The sequence below is a fragment of the Streptomyces sp. NPDC088766 genome (assembly GCF_044750845.1).
GTDB lineage: Bacteria > Actinomycetota > Actinomycetes > Streptomycetales > Streptomycetaceae > Streptomyces.
The window spans coordinates 144303-164552 of the sequence record NZ_JBIVKQ010000003.1; the positions used below are offsets into that span (position 1 = coordinate 144303).

General features: G+C 71.9%; 17 protein-coding genes, 1 tRNA gene and 2 pseudogenes. 11 read left to right on the forward strand and 9 right to left on the reverse strand.

The window, feature by feature from the left end; genetic code table 11:
- Positions 1-81: 81 nt before the first annotated feature.
- Positions 82-570: pseudogene (locus ACIP5W_RS05940) on the forward strand (GntR family transcriptional regulator); the annotation flags it as partial.
- A 57-nt stretch (positions 571-627) separates the two neighbouring features.
- On the opposite strand, the gene ACIP5W_RS05945 reads toward ACIP5W_RS05940, so the two are convergent.
- From ACIP5W_RS05945 to ACIP5W_RS05955, 3 genes are all read right to left on the reverse strand, one after another.
- Positions 628-1458, reverse strand: coding sequence for a triphosphoribosyl-dephospho-CoA synthase (locus tag ACIP5W_RS05945; RefSeq protein ID WP_401467328.1), 831 nt, complete (start codon positions 1456-1458; stop codon positions 628-630).
- 8 nt (positions 1459-1466) lie between these two features.
- On the reverse strand, positions 1467-2429 hold the full coding sequence (locus ACIP5W_RS05950; protein WP_401467331.1) for an intradiol ring-cleavage dioxygenase: 963 nt from the start codon (positions 2427-2429) through the stop codon (positions 1467-1469).
- Positions 2430-2529: 100 nt separating this feature from the next.
- Positions 2530-2982, reverse strand: a complete 453-nt coding sequence (locus tag ACIP5W_RS05955) for an ATP-binding protein (protein ID WP_401467334.1) — start codon at positions 2980-2982, stop codon at positions 2530-2532.
- A gap of 242 nt (positions 2983-3224) precedes the next feature.
- Between ACIP5W_RS05955 and ACIP5W_RS05960 the strand changes: the two genes are divergently transcribed.
- The 9 genes from ACIP5W_RS05960 (at position 3225) to ACIP5W_RS06000 (ending at position 13112) form a co-directional block, all read left to right on the forward strand.
- Entirely contained in the window at positions 3225-4070 is an 846-nt protein-coding gene (locus tag ACIP5W_RS05960; protein WP_401467337.1) for a hypothetical protein, read from the forward strand.
- A 170-nt stretch (positions 4071-4240) separates the two neighbouring features.
- Complete coding sequence (locus tag ACIP5W_RS05965) at positions 4241-4984, forward strand: YcnI family protein (protein ID WP_401467990.1); 744 nt, start codon at positions 4241-4243, stop codon at positions 4982-4984.
- Between the two features lie 81 nt (positions 4985-5065).
- Entirely contained in the window at positions 5066-5716 is a 651-nt protein-coding gene (locus ACIP5W_RS05970; protein WP_401467340.1) for an SCO family protein, read from the forward strand.
- Positions 5713-6186 carry a copper chaperone PCu(A)C gene (locus tag ACIP5W_RS05975; RefSeq protein WP_401467342.1) on the forward strand — a complete coding sequence of 158 codons (474 nt, stop codon included), beginning with the start codon at positions 5713-5715 and terminating at the stop codon, positions 6184-6186. The genes ACIP5W_RS05970 and ACIP5W_RS05975 overlap by 4 nt, the downstream gene beginning before the upstream one ends.
- Before the next feature lie 13 nt (positions 6187-6199).
- A complete protein-coding gene (locus ACIP5W_RS05980; protein ID WP_401467344.1) occupies positions 6200-8188 on the forward strand; it encodes a copper resistance CopC/CopD family protein in 1989 nt (662 codons plus the stop codon).
- Between the two features lie 7 nt (positions 8189-8195).
- Positions 8196-9473, forward strand: coding sequence for an iron uptake transporter deferrochelatase/peroxidase subunit (gene efeB / locus ACIP5W_RS05985; protein WP_401467347.1), 1278 nt, complete (start codon positions 8196-8198; stop codon positions 9471-9473).
- Between the two features lie 94 nt (positions 9474-9567).
- Entirely contained in the window at positions 9568-10500 is a 933-nt protein-coding gene (gene pheA, locus ACIP5W_RS05990) for a prephenate dehydratase (protein WP_401467350.1), read from the forward strand.
- A 525-nt stretch (positions 10501-11025) separates the two neighbouring features.
- Entirely contained in the window at positions 11026-12303 is a 1278-nt protein-coding gene (gene serS, locus ACIP5W_RS05995; protein ID WP_401467353.1) for a serine--tRNA ligase, read from the forward strand.
- Complete coding sequence (locus ACIP5W_RS06000; RefSeq protein WP_401467356.1) at positions 12300-13112, forward strand: HAD family hydrolase; 813 nt, start codon at positions 12300-12302, stop codon at positions 13110-13112. Before serS ends, ACIP5W_RS06000 begins: the two co-directional genes overlap by 4 nt.
- 435 nt (positions 13113-13547) lie before the next feature.
- Here the strand turns inward: ACIP5W_RS06000 and ACIP5W_RS06005 are convergent.
- The 6 genes and pseudogenes from ACIP5W_RS06005 to ACIP5W_RS06030 all read right to left on the reverse strand — a co-directional run bounded on the left by ACIP5W_RS06005 (position 13548) and on the right by ACIP5W_RS06030 (position 17921).
- A tRNA-Ser gene (locus tag ACIP5W_RS06005) sits at positions 13548-13632 on the reverse strand.
- Between the two features lie 317 nt (positions 13633-13949).
- Positions 13950-14144: pseudogene (locus ACIP5W_RS06010) on the reverse strand (hypothetical protein); the annotation flags it as partial.
- Positions 14145-14419: 275 nt separating this feature from the next.
- Positions 14420-15139: an ABC transporter permease subunit gene (locus tag ACIP5W_RS06015; protein ID WP_401467359.1), complete on the reverse strand. Its 720-nt coding sequence runs from the start codon at positions 15137-15139 to the stop codon at positions 14420-14422.
- A 10-nt stretch (positions 15140-15149) separates the two neighbouring features.
- Positions 15150-16061 (reverse strand): ABC transporter ATP-binding protein, encoded by a 912-nt coding sequence (locus ACIP5W_RS06020; RefSeq protein ID WP_401467362.1) that lies wholly within the window; start codon positions 16059-16061, stop codon positions 15150-15152.
- Positions 16058-16966, reverse strand: coding sequence for an ABC transporter permease (locus tag ACIP5W_RS06025; RefSeq protein WP_401467365.1), 909 nt, complete (start codon positions 16964-16966; stop codon positions 16058-16060). Before ACIP5W_RS06025 ends, ACIP5W_RS06020 begins: the two co-directional genes overlap by 4 nt.
- Positions 16956-17921, reverse strand: a complete 966-nt coding sequence (locus tag ACIP5W_RS06030; RefSeq protein ID WP_401467993.1) for an ABC transporter ATP-binding protein — start codon at positions 17919-17921, stop codon at positions 16956-16958. The genes ACIP5W_RS06025 and ACIP5W_RS06030 overlap by 11 nt, the downstream gene beginning before the upstream one ends.
- Before the next feature lie 494 nt (positions 17922-18415).
- On the opposite strand from ACIP5W_RS06030, the gene ACIP5W_RS06035 reads away from it, so the two are divergent.
- Positions 18416-20185, forward strand: a complete 1770-nt coding sequence (locus tag ACIP5W_RS06035) for an SDR family oxidoreductase (RefSeq protein WP_401467996.1) — start codon at positions 18416-18418, stop codon at positions 20183-20185.
- Positions 20186-20250: the final 65 nt, after the last annotated feature.

Here is a 20250-nt window from a genome sequence, read left to right on the forward strand (position 1 = left end):
GATGGCCGGGTACCGGTACGGTGCCCGGCCATCGCCGTGTCCGCTTCACGTACACGTGCACGTACCCGGGGGGAGGGCTTCGTGGACGGCCTCTGGTCAGGGGCCGGTGTCGACCTGCATCTGGAGACCGACGGCAACGAGGGGCGGCGGGCCGGGCTGGAGCGGGCGCTGCGGGACGCCGTGCGGGGCGGGCGGCTCGCCCCGGGCACCCGGCTGCCGGCCACCCGGCGGCTCGCGACCGAGGCCGGCATCTCGCGCAACACCGTCAAGGCCGCCTACGACCAGCTGGTCGCCGAGGGCTACCTGACCGCACGCCAGGGGTCGGGCACCCGGGTCGCCGCGCTGTCCTCCGCCGCCGCCGAGCCGCCGGCCGTCGCGGCACGCGCGCGTGAGCCCCGCTTCGACCTGCGGCCCGGCAGCCCCGACGTCGGTGCCTTCCCGGCGGCGGCCTGGCTGCGCGCGCTGCGCCGGGCGATCGCCACGGCACCCTCCCTGGCGTACGACTACGGCGATCCGCGCGGGCGGGCGGAGCTGCGGACGGCCTCGTACGGCATGGGCCCGGCGGCGCGGCGGGCTGAGGCCGGGCGGGGGACGCCGGAGGACCCGGCGCCGCCCGGCCGGCCCCGGTCAGCGGGGGCTGCGCGGCGGGAGCGGCAGGGTGTCCGCGAACAGTGCGCCCGCCAGCAGGCCGGCGCTGCCGCGCGGGCTCCACCCGCGCGCGTGGAGGTCGGCGTCGAGCGCGGTCAGGGCCGTGCGGCCCGCCCCCGTCGCCGTGCCGCCCGCCTCGAGGACGGCACGGGCGCCCGCCTGGACGTGCCGCAGGCCCACCGGGCCCGCGCTGTGGAGGAGTTCGGTGTCCTGGAGCGTGGACATGACGGTGAGCAGGGCGTCGAGCCGGGCCTCCGCCTCGCTCGCGCCCGCCGAGCGGGCCCCGGTGAGCGCGGCCAGCGCCCGCCGGACGTGCGGGAACCCGGCCCGCGCCTCGCCCCGGGCGCCGGCCGCGCCGTACCTCGCCGACACCGTCGAGCCGCGCGACGGACGGCGCGGGGCGCCCCGGTCGGTGTGCGCGGCGATCCGTTTGGCGATGTGGGTGACCTCGGCACCCCGCGCGCGGGGATCCAGCGCGGCCGCCGAAACCAGCAGGCCGAGGGTCCACAGCGCGCCCCGGTGGCCGCCTCCGGCCAGCCCCACCGCGTGCTCGGCGCACCGCCCGATCGCGCCCAGTTCGGCACGCAGCCGTGGGGTGGGTTCACCGGTGCGGCGGGCGGCGCCGGCCATCGCCGCGAGGCCGGGCGCGAGCGCCTTCGCCGACCAGCGCAGTCGGCGGTGGTCGCGGCGGGTGACGCGGGCGGCGAGGTCGCGCGGGTCGGGCAGCCCGGGCTTGGGAACCAGGGCCAGCTGACCGGTCAGCGCGGCCACGGCAGCCCGTGCGAGCCTCTCGTCCTCGCGGCTGTTCATCGCCGTACCTACGAGGACGCGGAGGCCGTCGGGGCGTCGCTCGGCGCAGCACCGGTCGGGGTGCCGCTCGGGGCTCCGCTCGGCGGGGTGCCGGTCGGGGCGTCGCCCGGCGGGGTGCCGCCGCCGCTGCCCGCGCCGGTGTTCTCCGCGTCGGGGTCGACGCCCAGGGTCAGGGAGCCCTTGTAGCCCTTGGACGGGTCGGCCTTCTTGACGGGCTTGAGGGTCAGCAGGCCGCTGGCGGCGCCGCCGCCGTCGTAGACCATGTCGTCGTCGAGCCTGGTGTAGGTGCCGGAGTGCTGGGCGTAGGGCTCCAGCGTGAAGACCTCCTCGGCGATGTCGTCGGCGAAGAACAGCTGGCCGGTGTGGTTGACCTTGCCGCCCTCGTAGGTGCCGTCCTCCTTCTCGCCGCCGGTGTGGACCTTGAGGTGGATGTGGCAGGTGCGGGGTGTGTACCAGCCGGGGAAGATCGTCTCGAACTTGACGACTCCGCCTGCGTTGGCGATCTGGTAGCCGCGCAGGTAGGTGTCGTCGTCGGCGGTCGAACCGTCCTCGCTCTCGGCCGGGGCCGAGCCGCCGGGGTTGGCGGTGGTGTAGCCGGAGTAGTAGCCCCACGCGTCGCAGTGCCAGATCTCCACCGCCGCGCCGGGCACCGGAGTGCAGCCGTCGGTGGCGTCCACGACGGTCAGGCGCAGGGTCAGCGGGACGCCGCTCTTGCCCTCGGTGATGTCCTTGCGCACCAAGGCACCGTCGAGGTAGTACGGCCCCTCGGTGACGCTCGACATCAGCGTCATGCAGGCGCCGTCGGCCGAGGTCGCCGAAGCCGCGGCCGTCGTGGCTTCCGTTTCCGTCGCCGTGCCGGCGAACGCCGACTGGTAGCCGACGACGGCGAGGCCGCCGGCCGCGACCGTGCCGCCGGTCACCGCGAGGGCGCGGCGCCGGGTGATGGAGGTGTCTTTGTGGTTTCCCGTCATGGACACGAAACCTAGGAAGGCGACCCGTCAGGGACGTGGGTGGAAGCTGGCAAGCGGCTGTGAGTGCCGTCGGAGCCGGGTCCGTCCTGCCGACGGGACGTCAGACGGCCATCAGCGGTGCGCCCTTGCGCCACTTGAGGATCTTGTCGAAGCTGACCACGGCACCGCCGAGACCCGGCTCGTTGCCGATGTGGACGTGGTCGGCGAGTTCCCGGATGAGGTACAGGCCGCGGCCCGCCTCGGCATCCGCGTGCGCGGGGGCGGGGGCGGCGCGTTCGGCCGTGAAGCCGGGGCCCGAGTCGGCGACCTCGATGCGGCACTTCTCGCCGTCGAGGTAGGCGGTGACCCGGTAGGCCTCCGAACAGCCACCGTGCGCCGCGCTCCTCCCGCCGTGCTCGACGGCGTTGGCGCAGGCCTCGCTCAGGGCGACGGAGAGGTCGTACGAGACGTCGGGGTCGACACCCGCCGTCTCCATCGTGCCGAGCAGCAGACGCCGGGCCAGCGGCACGCTCGCGGCCTCGCGCCGCAGATGGAGTGACCACCAGATGCTCATGCTCCAGCCTCCAGGCCGCGGCTCGACATACCGATACGTATTGCCGCCCTGAACCGTGAGTAAGCACGATTTCCGCGTGATGCCGCCCATATGGCGGGTGTGAGGTCCGCGGAGAACGGTGTATGCGCGTCCCACGGGGACCACCCATACCCGTCGCATCAGAAGGTGATCTTCCGGTCCGGGGGGAATCCTGCGGACCTGGCGTACGGCCGCCGCAGGGCCAGTGCGATGATGAGCCCGCCATGACTGACCCCCACCAGCGCACGGCGCGCTCCGGAGTCGCTCTCCGGCTGCTGCGGGCCGCGGTGTTCGCCGCGGTCTGCGTCGTGCTGGCCGGGGCCGGTCACACGCTCGCCTCCTGCGCCGCCGTCCCGCTGTGGACGCTGGGCGCCGGATTCCTGGGAGCCCTCGCGGTCGTGCTGCCGCTCGCCGGGCGCGAGCGGTCGCTGCCGGGCATCGCGGCCCTGCTCGCCGTCGGGCAGACCGTCCTGCACACCCTGTTCGGCCTCGGCCAGCACGCATCGACGGCCGTCGCGTCGACCACGACGACCACCGCAGCCTCCGACGCCGCACTGATCGAGCGGGCCGCGCGGCTCGTGTGCGGGGCGACCGCGGCCGCACTGAGCCCGGCGCAGGCCCAGAAGATCCTCGTCGAGGCCCGGCTCCAGCCTGGCGGTGACGGCACGGGTACCGGGGCCGGCATGGGGTCCATGCACCACCCGGCGGACGCCCTGGCCGACACCACGGGCTCGTCGATGGCGCTGCTGCCGTCCCTGCCGATGCTGCTCGCCCACGTCCTCGCGGCCGTCGCCGCCGGATGGCTGCTGCGGCACGGTGACGCGGCCCTGCTGCGGCTCATGGACCTGTCCGCACACGGCGTCGCCGAAGCCGCGTGCGTACGGTCCCTGCGCGGGGCGCTCGCCCTGGTGCGCGCCCTGCTCGCCGGACTGCCCGCCCTCCCGGGGGCCGGTCCGCGCGTTCCGCGCACCGCGCTGCTGCCTTCCCCCAGGCCGCCCGCCGAGGCACTCCAGCACACGGTGATCAGGCGCGGTCCACCGGCCGCCGCCCCTCTCGTCCTCGCCGCCTGACACGACGCGACCAGCACTCCACTTCACGGGGAGGGGCGGCCGCCGTCGTGCGGCACGCGCGCGTGCGCACGTTTCCTCGTGCCCACGCCCGACCCCTCGCGGTCGGACCTCACCGTTCCTCACTGTCGTACCTCACTCGAAGTGGAGTGCTCACTGTCATGAAGCCTGCCCTGAAGGTTTCTCGCCTCGCCGCCGCCGCTGCCGTCGCCGGGTCCGCCGTTCTCGTCCTGTCCTCGCCCGCCTTCGCGCACGTCAGCGTGCAGCCGGAGGGCACGGCCGCGAAGGGCGGCTACGCCGTCGTGAACTTCCGCGTCCCCAACGAGCGCGACAACGCCTCGACCACCGGGCTGGAGGTCAACTTCCCGGCCGACACCCCCCTCTCCTCGGTGATGCCGCAGAAGATCGACGGCTGGAAGATCACGATCACCAAGAGCAAGCTCGCCAAGCCGCTGGAGGTGCACGGGCGGCAGATCTCCGAGGCCGTCTCCAAGGTGACCTGGACCGCCGACGGCAAGGGCATCGAGCCCGGCTTCATCCAGCAGTTCCCGGTCTCCATCGGCGCGCTGCCCGAGAACGCCGACCAGCTCGTCTTCAAGGCGATCCAGACGTACTCCAACAAGGAGGTCGTGCGCTGGATCGAGGTGCAGGAGGAGGGTGCCGAGGAGCCGGCGAACCCGGCGCCGGTGCTCGCCCTGTCCGCCGCCGAGGACGACCACTCCCACGGTTCGGGCGCAAAGGAGTCGTCCGACAAGTCCGGTGACGCCGAGCCGGCCGCCGCCACCGAGGCCGCCGACTCTTCCGACGGCACCGACACCACCGCCCGGGTCCTGGGCGTCGTCGGCATCGTCGTCGGTGCCGCCGGTGTGGCCTACGGCGTCCTCGCCGGCCGCCGCCGGGCCACCGACGCCTCCTGAGGCCCGCTCGTCCGCGGTGCGCGCCGGGGGTCTCCACACCCCCGGCGCGCACCGGAGTTCACACCACTGGGACATCTCTCCATGCGCAAGAAGACGTTCGCCGCGGCCGCACTGCTCGCCGCGGCCACCCTCACCCTCTCCGCCTGCGGCGGTGACGACAGCGGCGCCGGCCCCGTCGCGGTCGTCTCCGAAAACCCCTCGCAGCAGGCCGCGACCGTGCTCGACCAGCCCTTCACCAAGCCGGACCTGGTCCTGACCGACACCCAGGGCAAGCCCTACGACCTCCGCAAGGAGACCGCGGGCCGCCCGACGCTGGTGTACTTCGGCTACACCCACTGCCCGGACGTCTGCCCGCTGACGATGAACAACATCGCCGTCGCGAAGAAGCAGCTGCCCGAGGCGGACCAGGACGCCCTGCGCGTCGTGTTCGTCACCACCGACCCGGAGCGCGACACCCCGGCCGCGCTCGGCGCCTGGCTCAAGGGCATCGACTCCCAGGTGGTCGGCCTGACCGGTGACTTCGCCACCATCCAGACCGCCGCACGCGCCCTCGGCATCTCCATCGAACCGCCGCACAAGGACAAGAACGGCAAGGTCGTCTCCACCCACGGCACCCAGGTCATCGCCTTCTCCCCGAAGACCGACGGCGGGTACCTCCTCTACGGCGAGGACGCCAAGGTCGACGACTACGTCAAGGACCTGCCCAGGATCGTCAAGGGGCAGAACCCGTGAAGCGACCCGCCGCCCGCGCCGCGGCGCTGACCGGCGCCCTGACCGCCGCCCTGGTCCTCGCGGGCTGCGGTTCCGGATCCGGCTCCGTCGACACCGCGGCCGAGCTGTCCGTCAGTGCCGCCTACATGCCGCAGCCGGTCTCCGCCTCCATGGCCGCGGGCTTCCTGACCATCACCAACAAGGGCGGCACGAAGGACGAGCTGACCTCCGTCACCAGCGATGTCGCCGGCAGCGTGACCGTCCACGAGACCGTCGGCGGAGCCATGCGGGAGGTCGACTCCCTGGAGGTGCCGGCGGACGGCCGGCTCCAGCTGGCCAGCGGCGGGAACCACCTGATGTTCGAAAAGCTGAAGCGGAAGCCGCTGCAGGGCGAGAAGGTGACCGTGGAACTGCACTTCGCCCACTCCGGGACCGTCGAGGTCGAGATGCCGGTGGAGTCCGCCACCTACACCCCGAACACCGGAAGCTGAGGGAGGGACCGCCTTGCCCACGACCATCGCCCCCAGGATCCGGACGCTGGTGCTGCTGTTCCTGGCCGTCACCGGCGCGCTCCTCGCCGGCGCCGGACAGGCCTTTGCGCACGCCGCGCTGACCGGCAGCGACCCCGCGCAGGGGACGGTGGTCGAGAAGGCGCCCGCCCAGGTCTCGCTGACCTTCTCCGAGCAGGTCTCCACGGGCGCCGGCTCCGTGCGCGTGCTCGACCCGAAGGGCAGGCGCGTCGACACCGGCGAGCCGTCCGCCGTCGGCGGCACCACCTACGCCGTCCGGCTGCACTCGGGGCTGCCCGACGGCACGTACACGGTGACCTACCAGGTGGTGTCCGCGGACAGCCATCCCGTCGCCGGCGCCTACACCTTCTCCATCGGCGCCCCCTCCGCGACCAGCGTCCCGGCGACCGCGCGGGAGGCCGGCGGAGGATTCGTCGGCAGACTGTACGGCTTCGGGCGGTACCTGTCGTACGCCGGATTCGTCGTCCTGGCCGGCGGGGCCGCCTTCGTCCTGGGCTGCTGGCCGGGCGGCGCCGGTGTGCGGGCCGTGCAGCGGCTCGTCGTCTCCGGCTGGCTCGCGCTCACCTCCGCCACACTCCTCCTGCTGCTCCTGCGCGGCTCCTACACCGGCTCCGGCAGGATCGGCGACGTCTTCGACCTCGAACTGCTCGGACAGGTCCTGCAGACCAAGCCGGGCGCCGCGCTCGTCTCCCGGTTGCTGCTGCTCGCCGCGGCCGCGCTGTTCATCGCGGTGCTCTTCGGCGCGTACGACAAGCGGGAGGGCGAGGAGAAGCGGGACCTGACCTTCGGACTCGCCATCGGCGGAACCGTCGTGGCGGCCGGGCTCGCGGCAAGCTGGGCGATGGCCGAGCACGCGTCCACCGGGCTCCAGCCGGGCATCGCGATGCCGGTGGACGTCGTCCACCTGCTGGCCGTCGCCTGCTGGCTCGGCGGACTGTGCGCGCTCCTGGTGGCGCTGTACCGGGGCGACGCTCCGGTGGAGGCGTCGGTCGTCCGCCGGTTCTCACGGGTCGCCTTCGGCAGTGTCGTCACCCTCGTCGTGACCGGCACCTATCAGTCCTGGCGCCAGCTCGGCTCCTGGTCCGCCTTCACCGAGACCCGCTACGGGCAGCTCCTGCTCATCAAGATCGGGCTGGTGGCACTGCTCGTCGGCGTCGCCCGGATCTCGCGACGGTGGACCAACCGACTGGGGGAGACGGCGGAGACCGGGGCGGCGACCGCGGAGGCGGCAGCCACGGGGACGGCGACCGCGGAGACGACTTCTGCGGAGACGGCGGGGGCAGGGACTGCGGCGAAGACGGGTGCCGGGAAGGCGGCCGGTTCCGTGGCCGGGTCAGGGTCCGGGTCAGGGGCCGGGTCCGCGTCGGGAGTCGGGTCCACTGACGCCGAGCGGGCCGTCCAGCTGGCGCGGCAGCGGGCCGCCGTGGACGCGACGCGGCAGAAGCGGCTGCGTGACGCCGACCCCCACCGGCTCGGCCTGCGGCGTTCGGTGCTCGCCGAGGCGGGCGTCGCCGTCGTCCTGCTCGCCGTCGCCACGGCGCTGACCTCCACCGAACCCGGCCGTACGGAACAGGCGGCCGCGGCGGCCGCGGCGGCTTCGTCGTCCTCGCCGGACACCTCCGGAGCCGTGACCCTCGACATGTCCTTCGACACCGGCGGTACCGACGGCAAGGGCGTCGTCAGCGTCGACATCGACCCCGCGCGAACCGGCGCCAACGAGATGCACGTCTATGTGACCCGGCCCAACGGGCGCGCCTTCGACGTGCCCGAGGTGAAGGTCGCCCTCACCCTCGAGAGCAAGAAGATCGGGCCGCTGCCCGTCACCCCCGACCACATCACCACCGGCCACTGGTCGGCGAACGAGGTCCAGATTCCCATGGCCGGCGAATGGCAGGTCGCCGTGACCGTACGGACCTCCGACATCGACCAGGTGACCGTCTCCAAGAACGCGCAGATCGGCTGAACGACCCATGTCTGACCAGACCCTTCCGGAGACCCCGGAGAAGCCCCTGTCCCCCGACGCACCCCGGGCGGGCCTGACACGGCGCAAGCTGCTCGGCACCGCCGGGGCCACCGGGATCGTGGTCGGCGCCGCGGGCGGGGCAGCCGGTTATGCCGCGGCGCCCGCGCAGGCCACTCCGCTGTCCTCGATCGGCTCGAACCAGGCGATGTTCCACGTGAAACATCAGCCCGGCATCACCCAGGGACTCCAGGCCCGCGGCCATCTCGTCGCCTTCGACCTCGCGGCGGGCGCGGGCCGCAAGGAAGCCGCGGCACTGCTGCGCCGCTGGTCGCAGACGGCCCGACGGCTGATGGCAGGCGAGGCCGCGGCACACGACGACACCGACATCGCGCGGGACGCGGGCCCGTCCTCGCTGACGATCACCTTCGGCTTCGGCCACAGCTTCTTCGCACGCACCGGCCTGGAGAAGCAGCGCCCGGTCGCCCTGGACCCCCTGCCCGACTTCTCCTCCGATCAGCTCGACAAGTCCCGCAGCAACGGCGACCTGTGGGTGCAGATCGGCGCGAACGACGCCCTGGTGGCCTTCCACGCCCTGCGCGCGATCCAGAAGGACGCGGGCAGGGCGGCGAAGGTCCGCTGGCAGATGAACGGCTTCAACCGCACACCGGGCGCGACCGCCCACCCCATGACGGCCAGGAACCTGATGGGCCAGATGGACGGCACCCGCAATCCGAAGCCGGCGGACGCCGACTTCGACCAGCGGATCTTCGTGCCGGAGTCGGGGTCGAACGACCCGGCATGGATGGCCAACGGCTCCTATGCCGTCGTACGCCGGATCCGCATGCTTCTCGACGACTGGGAGCAGTTGTCGGTCAAGGCGCAGGAGCAGGTCATCGGGCGCCGCAAGTCCGACGGGGCGCCGCTGTCCGGCGGGACCGAGACGACCGAGATGGACCTGGAGAAGACGGACGCCAACGGCGATCTGGTCGTCCCGATCAACGCCCACGCCCGAATCACCCGCCCCGACCAGAACGGGGGCGCGGCGATGCTGCGCCGGCCGTTCTCGTACCACGACGGCATCGATGCCGACGGGGTTCCGGACGCGGGGCTGCTGTTCGTCTGCTGGCAGGCCGATCCGTTGCGCGGATTCGTCACCGTGCAGCGCAAGCTGGACCGCGGGGACGCGCTGTCCAAGTACGTCCGCCATGAGTCGAGCGGCCTGTTCGCGGTGCCGGGCGGGGCGCTGGAAGGTGAATACGTGGGGCAGCGGCTGCTGGAGGGATGAGACACGCCGGGGGCGGGTCACGCCGGTTCACTCGCGCGAGCGGCGCACGTGAGACGCCGGCTCCTCGTTCCGCAAGGCCCATTAGGGTGAGGTCATGCCAGCGAGCTATGCGTATCTCGGCCCCGAGGGCACCTTCACGGAGGTCGCCCTGCGCACGCTTCCGGAAGCAGCCACCCGGCAGCTGATTCCGTACGTGTCCGTGCAGTCCGCCCTTGACGCGGTCCGGACCGGCGAGACCGAGGCCGCGTTCGTTCCGATCGAGAACTCGGTCGAGGGCGGCATCACCACGACCCTCGACGAGCTGGTCGCGGGTGCGCCGTTGATGATCTACCGCGAGGTACTGCTGTCGATCACCTTCGCGCTGCTGGTCAGGCCGGGCACGAAGCTGTCCGAGATCAAGACGGTCTCGGCCCACCCGGCCGCGCAGCCGCAGGTGCGCAACTGGCTCAAGGCCCATCTCCCCGACGCCGTGTGGGAGTCGGCCGCCTCGAACGCGGACGCCGCGCGCCTGGTCCGCGAGGGACGTTACGACGCCGCCTTCGCGGGTGAGTTCGCGGCCGCCCGGTACGGCCTCGAGGCGCTGGAGACGGAGATCCACGACGCGGAGAACGCGCAGACGCGTTTCGTGCTGGTGGGCCGTCCGGCCCGGCCCGCCGCGCCGACCGGCGCCGACAAGACGTCCGTCGTGCTGTGGCAGCGTGACGACCACCCTGGCGGGCTGCGCGACCTGCTGGGCGAGTTCGCCACCCGTGGCATCAACCTGATGGTGCTCCAGTCGCGGCCGACCGGCGCCGGAATCGGCAACTACTGCTTCTGCATCGACGCGGCCGGCCACATCTCCGAGCGCAGGATGGCGGAGGCGCTCATGGGCCTGAAGCGCATCTGCCGGGATGTGCGTTTCCTCGGCTCGTACCCGCGTGCGGACGTGACCGCGGCGCAGGTGCGGGCACCGCTGCCAGGAACCTCGGAGGGCGAGTTCATGGCGGCGGCGGAATGGGTGACGCGCTGCCAGGACGGCCGGTTCTGAACCACGTCGGACCGGTCCTACCTGCATATCGTCGTTATCCACAGGGGTTATCCACAGGAAGCCATCTCGACCTGGGGACAAGTCGACACGGAAGCGTCATTCGGTCGACAAATCCCCCTGGAGCCTCCCGGCGGGCTTCCCGCGCATCGCGCCCCTCTTCGTCCACCCGCTTCCTTCGATCAACCCTTTGGGGCGACCCTTTTCCACCCGAAAGTGAGTGCGGAAGGGGTTCGGCCAAGGAATTCGTCTGCCGCGACGCCCCTTCGGAATGATCGATTTCGATGTCCACAGATCTTTCGCACAGCCTGTGGATAACTCTGCGGGAGTGCACACGCCTGTGGACAACTGCCTTCAAGTACCGTTCCGCAGAAGGAAGTCGAGTCACCCCCAGCCGCGGCGCCACGGCGCCGCCCCGTACGGCCAATGTGCGGGAATACACGCGGCATTTGCCTCATAGCGGACCGTGAGACGTGTTCCGCAATAGTGAGTCGTGAGCCGTCACCCCACACCGGTAGCCTTGAGCACGTGATTGACCTTCGCCTGCTCCGTGAGGACCCCGACCGTGTGCGCGCCTCCCAGCGCGCCCGTGGAGAGGACGTCGCGCTCGTCGACGCTCTCCTGTCTGCCGACGAGCGGCGCAGGTCGTCCGGCGTCCGCTTCGACGAGCTGCGCGCCGAACAGAAGGCGCTCGGCAAGCTCATCCCCAAGGCCTCCCCGGACGAGAAGGCCGAACTCCTGAAGAAGGCGAGCCAGCTCGCCGCCGACGTCAAGGCCGCCGACGCCGAGCGCGACGCGGCCGACACCGAGACCCAGGAGCTCGTCCTCCGGCTCAGCAACCTCGTACACCCCGAGGTGCCCGTGGGCGGCGAGGAGGACTTCGTCGAGCTGGAGACGCACGGCACGATCCGCGACTTCGGCGCCGAGGGCTTCGAGCCCAAGGACCACCTGGAGCTCGGCCAGCTGCTGGGCGCCATCGACGTCGAGCGCGGTGCCAAGGTCTCCGGTTCGCGGTTCTACTTCCTCACCGGCATCGGCGCACTGCTGGAGCTGGCCCTGGTCAACGCGGCGATCGCCCAGGCCACGGCGGCCGGCTTCACGCCGATGCTGACCCCGGCCCTGGTCCGCCCGCAGTCCATGGCGGGCACCGGCTTCCTCGGCCAGGCGGCCCAGGACGTCTACCACCTCGACAAGGACGATCTCTACCTCGTCGGCACCTCCGAGGTCGCCCTCGCCGCGTACCACATGGACGAGATCATCGACGCCGAGCGCCTGCCGCTGCGCTACGCCGGCTTCTCCCCGTGCTTCCGCCGCGAGGCCGGCTCGCACGGCAAGGACACCAAGGGCATCTTCCGCGTCCACCAGTTCGACAAGGTGGAGATGTTCTCCTACGTCGCTCCGGAGGACTCGCAGGCCGAGCACCAGCGCCTGCTGGAGTGGGAGAAGCAGTGGCTGACCTCGCTGGAGCTGCCGTTCCGCGTGATCGACGTCGCCTCCGGTGACCTCGGTTCCTCGGCCGCCCGCAAGTTCGACTGCGAGGCCTGGATCCCGACCCAGGGCAAGTACCGCGAGCTGACCTCGACGTCGGACTGCACCGAGTTCCAGTCCCGCCGCCTGTCGATCCGCGTCCGCGAGGGGAAGCAGGTCCGCCCGCTGGCCACGCTCAACGGCACCCTGTGCGCCGTCCCGCGCACCATCGTGGCGATCCTGGAGAACCACCAGCAGGCCGACGGCTCCGTGCGTGTGCCCGAGGTGCTGCGGCCCTACCTCGGCGGCCGGGAAGTCCTGGCGCCGGTGGCCAAGTGAGCGAGGCCGCCCCGGGGTTCCCCTACCGGCTGATCGCGACCGACCTCGACGGGACGCTGCTGCGCTCCGACGAGTCGATCTCCCTCCGCACCCGTGACGCCCTCGCCGCGGCCACCGCGGCGGGCGCGTCCCACATCGTGGTGACCGGCCGCGGCGTCCCGTGGACCCGGCACATCCTCGACGACCTCGGCTACGACGGCCTCGCGGTCTGCGGTCAGGGCGCCCAGGTCTACGACGCCGGCGCGCACCGCCTGCTGACCTCGGTGACCCTGGACCGGCAGCTGGCCGGGGTGGCACTGGCCAAGATCGAGGCCGAGGTGGGCCCGCTGTACCTGGCGGCGAGCCGGGACGGACTGGACGGGGAGGTGCTGGTCGGCCCCGGCTACGCGGTCACCGAAACGCTTCCCTCCACGCCGTTCACCGACGCGTCGGACCTCTGGTCGGCCCCGCTGAACAAGATCTACATACAGCATCCCGAGCTGTCGGACGACGAGCTGGCCGAGGCGGCCCGCCAGGCCGCGGGTGGCTTCGTCTCGGTCGCGATGGCCGGCGCGGGAATCGTGGAACTGCTCCCCCTCGGCCTGTCCAAGGCCACCGGTCTCTCCCTGGCGGCCCGCCGCCTGGGCCTGAAGGCCGCCGACACGATCGCCTTCGGCGACATGCCCAACGACATCCCCATGTTCGCCTGGGCCGCCAGGAGCGTGGCCATGGCCAACGCCCACCCGGACCTGAAAGCGGTGGCCGACGAACTGACCACCTCCAACGAGGAGGACGGCATCGCGGTGGTGCTGGAAAGACTTCTGGCGTAGACACGCCAGAGCGCCCGACCGGTCGGCAGGTCTGACGGGCCCGACGGACGGGCTGTAGTGCCGGCCGGCGGACCCCCGGGCGGGCCACCTGCCTATGGGGCCGGCACCACCGGGCCACCGGGCCACCGGGCCACCGGGCCACCGGGCCACCGGGCCACCGGGCCACCGGGCCACCGGCAAGGCTCCGTCACAGGGAGGCTGCCGGGGGGATCACCGCAGCCGACCGCCGGCGTCCCGGATCGCCGCAGGCGACCAGGGGCGCGGGGAACTGCGCGACCAGCCACCCCCTACCCGCACCCGACCGGACCCCCGCCCGGCAGCGGCTGCGGCAGCGGGCTGACAGGGCGGCGGGGCGGCGAGGCGCCGGCCCACCGGGCTTCCCGGCACACCCCGGCCCAACCAAGCCCTCGGCCCGGCCAAAGTGACAACGTCCGGCGGAGGATGCACGGATCGAACGTGCGCGGGGTTCCCCCCGACCACGGCTTAGCAAGCCGGTGCCTTACCACTCGGCCAATCCTCCGGGTGGGCGGCCCACGCGAGAGCGACATCGCGTGCTCGAAGCGGCCGCCCCGGACAGCCCCCGTGTGGGGCGGACTCCATGGAGGGGTAACTACTCCGGAGACCGCCGTCGGCTGCCCTGTCGGGAGCTGGACGTACTGCCGTGCATGGACATCGCCCTGCTCCTCTCCCAGCGTGTGGCGCCGTGTTCCCCGGCGCTGCGGACGACAACCATCCTGCCCGTGGGCCGGGTTGAACGCCATCGAATAAAACAGCTGTGCGAGCGCCGGGATTCACCGGGTCCGGCATCCGGCCGAGCCGCCTCGTCCGGGTGCCGCCCTACCGGCGGCGCCACCTGCGTCGGCGCGCCTTGCTGAAGAACCACCCCGCCGGCGGCTCGTCCGAGCGCCACGGTTGGGGCTCGGGCTGCTCCGCGCGCCAGCGCGCGGCAAGCATCCGGGCACGGGCGGACGGCTCGGAGGTCTCGGCGGCCCGTACGAAGTCCTCGTCGAGAACGACGTCGTCCCGGCCTCCGTCCGGCCCCTGCTGCGCAGCCGGGTCCGAAGCCCGGTCCCGAGGGCGCCGGCCCGACGGGGGCCGCTCCGAGGGCTGGTCCGCAGCCCTGTCGGGCTTCCCGCCCTCCGACCGCCCGCGGTCGTCCCCGCGCCCACGACCGCCGAACCGCGCCGACTCGTCCGCCATCCCGGCCTCCTGCCGTCCTCACGGCCGTATCCGTCCGCCCAGTGTGCCCGGGCGGAGATCAAGCCCTCGTCAGAGTCCCTTCACGGCCCCTGCGAGGGGCCCGCCGCCTACTCCTCCCCCGCCAGGGTCAGCGCCCTCAGCTTCTGGCCCGCGTACCAGGTGGCCAGCGCCGTCACCGTCACCAACAGGACGGTCGCCGTGGTCAGCCCGACGTCGGAGGTGATCAGATCGCCGCCGGCGACCTTGTCGGCGACGGCCAGCGACCACTGCTGGACGCTGAGCGTGCGCGCGCCCGGCACCAGCGAACCGAACAGTGCCTCCCACACGAGGGCGTAGACGAGGCCGAAGACCACCGCGTGCCGGGACACCGTGCCCAGCAGCAGGAACAGCGCCGCGTAGGCGATGGAGGACACCAGCGCGGCGACGGTGTAGGCGACGGCGATCTGCTGTCCGTTGCCGTTGAGGATGAACCCGGCGATCAGAGTGGGCAGTGCCGAGAACACCATCGTCACCGCGATGGCGACGATGAGTTTGGTGAAGATGATCGTCGGCCGCTTCAGCGGCTTGGACAGGAGATACACCACGGAACCGTCGTCGATCTCGGGCCCGATCGCACCCGTGCCGGCGATGACGCCGATGATCGGCACCATGGTGGCGAGCGCGAGCCCGCCGAGCAGGTCGGACGCGGTCTGGTCGTCGGCGCCGGCGAGACCGCGCACCACCACCGAGATCGCGATCAGCAGCAGGGGCAGCGCGCCCAGGATGAGGGCCCGGCGCCGGCCGAGCAGGGCCCGGTACGTGAGTCGGGCGACTGTGGGGTCGTACATCTTCGGCCTCCTACGCCGCGACCAGGTACGAGAACACGGACTCGAGGGACTCGTCGGACGGCGAGACCGTGAGCAGCCTGATGCCGTGGTCCCTGGCGACGCGCGGCAGCAGCGAGGTGAAGCGGCCGAAGTCGACGGCCTGGATGCGCAACGCCCCCTCGGCGAGATCGACCTCGATGCCGGAGGTCGACGGGTCGGCGATCAGCGCGGCCGCGAGCGCGCGGTCGTCGCTGGAGCGCACGAGGTAGCGGTGCGGGCGGTCGGTCATCAGCCGGCGGATCTTGCGGAAGTCACCGCTGGCCGCGTGGCGTCCGGCGACGACGACCTCGATGTGCCAGGCCAGTTGCTCGACCTCTTCGAGGATGTGCGAGGAGAACAGCACGGTGCGGCCCTCGTCGCCCATGCGCCGCAGCAGGTCCATGAGCTGCATGCGCTGGCGCGGGTCCATGCCGTTGAAGGGCTCGTCCAGCAGCAGCAGCGACGGGTCGTGGACGAGGGCGCTGGCCATCTTCACGCGCTGGCGCATGCCCTTGGAGTACGTCTCGATCTTGCGGTCCTGCGCGTACTCCATCTCGACCGTGGCCAGGGCCCTCTGGGCGGCCTTGGCACCGAGACCGTGCAGCTCGGCGTTGGCGACGACGAACTCGCGGCCGGTGAGGAAGTCGTACATCGCCTCCCGCTCGGGGACGATGCCGATGTGCCGGTAGATGTCCTCGTTGCGCCAGACCTGCCGGCCGTCGAGGGTGACGGTGCCGGTGGAGGGCGCGAGGAAGCCGCCCATCATGTTGATGAGGGTGGACTTTCCGGCGCCGTTGGGGCCGAGCAGGCCGGTGACCCCGGGGCCGACGGTCATGGTGATGTCGTTGACGGCGACCACGTTGCCGAACCAGCGGGAGACGTGGTCGAGGGAGAGCGTGGTCACAGTCCCACCTTCTTGTAGCGGCGCATCAGGAGGCCGTAGCACGCGGCGATCAGGCCCAGGCAGACGAGGACGTAGACCACGCCCTCCCCGTGGGAGGGGCCGATCCCGCCCGGAGCGGCGGAACCGGCGCCGAGGAACGCCGACTGCACGCCGTCGATGAGGGTGACCGGCGAGAACAGGCCGATCCAGGGGATGGCGCCCGTGCTGCCCTGGGCGTCGGCGATGGCCTGGAGCGTGGAGACGGCGCCGTAGGAGATGGTCAGGACGGCGATGACGGCCGCGATGCCGAAGCCGCGGCGCGGGGTGACTGCCGCGATGACCAGCCCCAGACCGGCGAAGAGCAGCGAGAGCAGTGCCACGGAGACGAGTCCCTGGGCGAATCCCTCGGTCTGGTCGGCGAAGTCGAGCTTGGCCAGCAGGGCGCCCGCGTAGAGCACCAGCAGGGGTGCGGCGGTGAGGATGAACAGGGCCGAGGCGAGCGCCGCGAACTTGGCGCGGACGTAGTCGGCGGTCTCGATCGGCCGGGAGAAGTACAGCGGCACGGTCTTGAAGCGCAGGTCGCGCGAGACGGACTGGGGTGCCTGCGAGGCGACGTAGAGGCTGATGACGGCCTGCATGACGATCGCGTAGCGGGTGTAGTCCAGCGGGAGTTCCTTGGCCTTCGTGGCGACGGCGACGGCGACCATGATGGCCGCGGGCACGCACATCACCACGAACAGCAGCATCGGCAGCACCTTGGACTTCACCGAACGGCCGAGGCCGTAGGCGCCGCGCAGGGACTGCGAGCAGAGGGAACGGCGGGCGTAGGCGCGGCCCAGGCGGGGGCCTTCATAACTGCGGTAGCCGATGTTGTGGATGCGGGTCTGGTCGCCCGAAGGGGTGGTCACCGGGTGCTCAACTGCCATGGCCGACGGCCTCCTTCCGCTGCTCGTCACTGTCGTGGAAGACCTCGGAGATGTGGTGCCGGCGCTGCTCCATGCGCACCAGGCCGAGACCCAGGTCGGCGACCACGTCCCGTACGACGTCGTAGGTGTCCTCGCCCTGTGCGGTCAGCAGCAGGATGTGTCCCGCGCCGGGCAGTCCGCTCTCGGCGTCGAGGACGTCGACCCCGCGCGCGTGCAGCGCCCGGCGGACCGCGCGGGTGCCGTCCGGATGTTCGTCGGTGTCGGTGACCTCGATCGCGAGGGTGGTGGTGGTCTGGGTGAAGTCGGTGGTGGAGCTGGAGCGCAGGAGCTTGCCGCCGTCGACGACGACCACGTGGTCGCAGGTGCGCTCGAGTTCGCCCAGCAGATGGGAGGTGACCAGGACCGAGATGCCGAAGTCGGTGTGGATGCGGCGGATGAGGCCGAGCATCTCGTCGCGGCCGACCGGGTCGAGGCCGTTGGTCGGCTCGTCGAGGAAGACCAGCTGCGGGTCGTGGACCAGGGCCTGGGCGAGTTTGACGCGCTGCTTCATGCCCGTGGAGTAGCCACCGATGGGACGGTAGCGCTCCTCGTACAGCCCGACGTGACGCAGCGTGTCGGCGGTGCGCTCACGCGCGGCGGTCGGCGGCAGGCCGGACATGCGGGCCATGTGCACGACGAACTCGGTGGCCGAGACGTCGGGCGGCAGGCAGTCGTGCTCCGGCATGTACCCGACGCGCTCCCGGATGGCGGCGCCCTTGGTCGCGACGTCGAGTCCGAGCACTTCGGCGCGGCCCTCGGAGGCGGGGGACAGACCCAGCAGGATCTTGATCAGTGTGGACTTGCCGGCCCCGTTGGCACCGACGAGTCCGGTCACACCGGGCCCGACGTCCACGGAGAGCCGGTCAAGAGCGGTCACCCGGGGGAACCGCTTGCTCAGGCTTTCGGTCGCGATCACAGTCACGTCTTCGACGATAGTGACGCGGACCACGCCGGTCGTCAGACCGCAGAGCTGTCCTCGTCTCAGACTCGAGACGTACGGGCCCGTAGGGGTTCCCCATCCTGAGATCTAGACGACACGGGGATCAGACGCCCCGTCCGCCCTATTGACGCTCTCTCTAACAAGTGCCAGATTCGGCGGGGTCACGCTACGGACACGTGACGCAGCCGGCGCGGACCTGCGGGACGAGCCGTCATGACGACGGCACGGCCCCGTGGACCCCACCCCGGCCGGTGGGGATCCCGATGGGTGCAGCGCCCGGCGGACGGGTGCGCCAGGGCGGTGACGGCCCGGCCGAGCCGGGGGTCACGGAGCGCGAGGCCGCGCGCACCTGGCGCGGGTGACCGCGCGCGGGGCCGCTCCAGGACGGGCGGACGGAAGTGGAGCGGGTACCGGAACGATCCGCCGCAGGTGCGGCGCCGGGCGCAGGGGAAGGCGGAGGCGGAGTGACGATGCTGGAGGGCGCGCGCGAGCGCCGGGTGCGGACCGGCGGGATCGAGCTGTGCGTGGCCGAACTGGGGGATCCCGGGCGGCCGACGGTGGTCCTGGTGCACGGCTATCCGGACAGCAAGGAGGTGTGGTCCGAGGTCGCGTCCCGGCTGGCCGACCGCTTCCACGTCGTCCTCTACGACGTCCGGGGCCATGGCCGGTCCAGCGCACCACGGCCGCTGCGGGGCGGGTTCACCCTGGAGAAGCTGACGGACGACTTCCTCGCGGTGGCGGACGCGGTCAGCCCGGACCGTCCGGTGCATCTGGTCGGGCACGACTGGGGCTCGGTGCAGTCCTGGGAGTTCGTCACGGTCGAGCGCACCAAGGGCAGGATCGCGTCCTTCACGTCGGTGTCCGGCCCGTCCCTCGACCACTTCGGCCACTGGATCAACAAGCGTCTCGCCCGGCCCACTCCGCGCCGCATCGGCCAACTCCTGGGCCAGGGAGCGAAGTCCTGGTACGTGTATCTGCTCCACACCCCCGTGCTGCCCGAACTCGCCTGGCGTGGGCCTCTCGGCAAGCGCTGGCCGGGAATCCTGCGGCGGCTGGAGAAGATGCCCGGTGGCGAGTACCCCACGCCGTCGCTGCCCTCCGACGCCGCCCACGGTGCCTGGCTGTACCGCGACAACGTCCGGTCCCGGCTGCGCCGTCCACGCCCGGACGCCCACGCGCACGCGCCCGTGCAGCTCATCACGCCCCTGGGCGACACCTTCCTGTCCGAGCGGCTGTACGACGAACTGGACCTGTGGGTTCCACGGTTGACGCGCCGGACGCTTCCGGCGAAGCACTGGGTGCCGCGCACACGCCCCGACCAGCTGGCCTCCTGGATCACGGAGTTCGTGAACTCGGCGGACAGCAAACGGAACACGCGGGAGGGAGAACCGCGGCCGAAGGCGGCCGGCCCGTACGCCGAGCGCTTCGGTGGGCAGCTGGTGCTGGTCACCGGTGCGGGAAGCGGCATCGGACGGGCGACGGCGCTCGCGTTCGCCGAGGCCGGCGCTCGGGTGATCGCGGTCGACCGCGATACCGAAAGTGCCCTCCATGCCGCGGAGACGGCCCGTCTCATGGGGGCCGCGGGTGCCTGGGCGGAGACGGTGGACGTCTCCGACGAACAGGCCATGGAGAAGCTGGCGGCGAAGGTGCTCGCCGAGCACGGTGTGGTGGACGTCCTGGTGAACAATGCGGGCGTAGGGCTGTCGGGTTCGTTCTTCGACACCACTTCGGAGGACTGGCGCAGGGTCCTGGACGTCAACCTGTGGGGAGTCATTCACGGTTGCCGCCTGTTCGGCAGGCAGATGGCGGAGCGTGGTCAGGGTGGCCACATCGTCAACACCGCCTCCGCGGCGGCCTTCCAGCCCTCCGGATCGCTTCCCGCCTACAGCACGTCCAAAGCCGCGGTGCTGATGCTGAGCGAATGTCTGCGTGCCGAACTCGCCCGGCAGGACATCGGGGTGACGGCGGTCTGCCCCGGTCTGGTCAACACCAACATCACCGCGACGGCGACGTTCGTCGGTGTCGACGCGGAGGAGGAGAAGCGTCGGCAGAAGCGCTCGACACGCTTGTACGCGCTGCGCAACTACCCTCCGGAGAAGGTCGCCGACGCGATTCTGCGTGCGGTGTCCCGCAACGAGGCGGTGGTCCCGGTGACACCGGAGGCGAGGGTTTCCCATGCTCTGTCCCGTTTCGCCCCGGGGGTGTTGAGGCGAATCGCGCGCATGGAGCCGCGTCTGTAGACGACTTGCCGGCCAGTCACCAAGATGACGCTGAAGTCGGTTTGCATGTGCCCTCGTTCGGGCCC

What these genes read in the sequence shown, in the direction of transcription:
- ACIP5W_RS05945 (WP_401467328.1), bottom strand. Translation starts at nt 1,458, where the DNA reads ATGAACAGCCGCGAGGACGAGAGGCTCGCACGGGCTGCCGTGGCCGCG.
- ACIP5W_RS05950 (WP_401467331.1), bottom strand. Translation starts at nt 2,429, where the DNA reads ATGACGGGAAACCACAAAGACACCTCCATCACCCGGCGCCGCGCCCTC.
- ACIP5W_RS05955 (WP_401467334.1), bottom strand. Translation starts at nt 2,982, where the DNA reads ATGAGCATCTGGTGGTCACTCCATCTGCGGCGCGAGGCCGCGAGCGTG.
- ACIP5W_RS05960 (WP_401467337.1), top strand. Translation starts at nt 3,225, where the DNA reads ATGACTGACCCCCACCAGCGCACGGCGCGCTCCGGAGTCGCTCTCCGG.
- ACIP5W_RS05970 (WP_401467340.1), top strand. Translation starts at nt 5,066, where the DNA reads ATGCGCAAGAAGACGTTCGCCGCGGCCGCACTGCTCGCCGCGGCCACC.
- efeB (WP_401467347.1), top strand. Translation starts at nt 8,196, where the DNA reads ATGTCTGACCAGACCCTTCCGGAGACCCCGGAGAAGCCCCTGTCCCCC.
- pheA (WP_401467350.1), top strand. Translation starts at nt 9,568, where the DNA reads ATGCCAGCGAGCTATGCGTATCTCGGCCCCGAGGGCACCTTCACGGAG.
- ACIP5W_RS06015 (WP_401467359.1), bottom strand. Translation starts at nt 15,139, where the DNA reads ATGTACGACCCCACAGTCGCCCGACTCACGTACCGGGCCCTGCTCGGC.
- ACIP5W_RS06025 (WP_401467365.1), bottom strand. Translation starts at nt 16,966, where the DNA reads ATGGCAGTTGAGCACCCGGTGACCACCCCTTCGGGCGACCAGACCCGC.
- ACIP5W_RS06035 (WP_401467996.1), top strand. Translation starts at nt 18,416, where the DNA reads ATGCTGGAGGGCGCGCGCGAGCGCCGGGTGCGGACCGGCGGGATCGAG.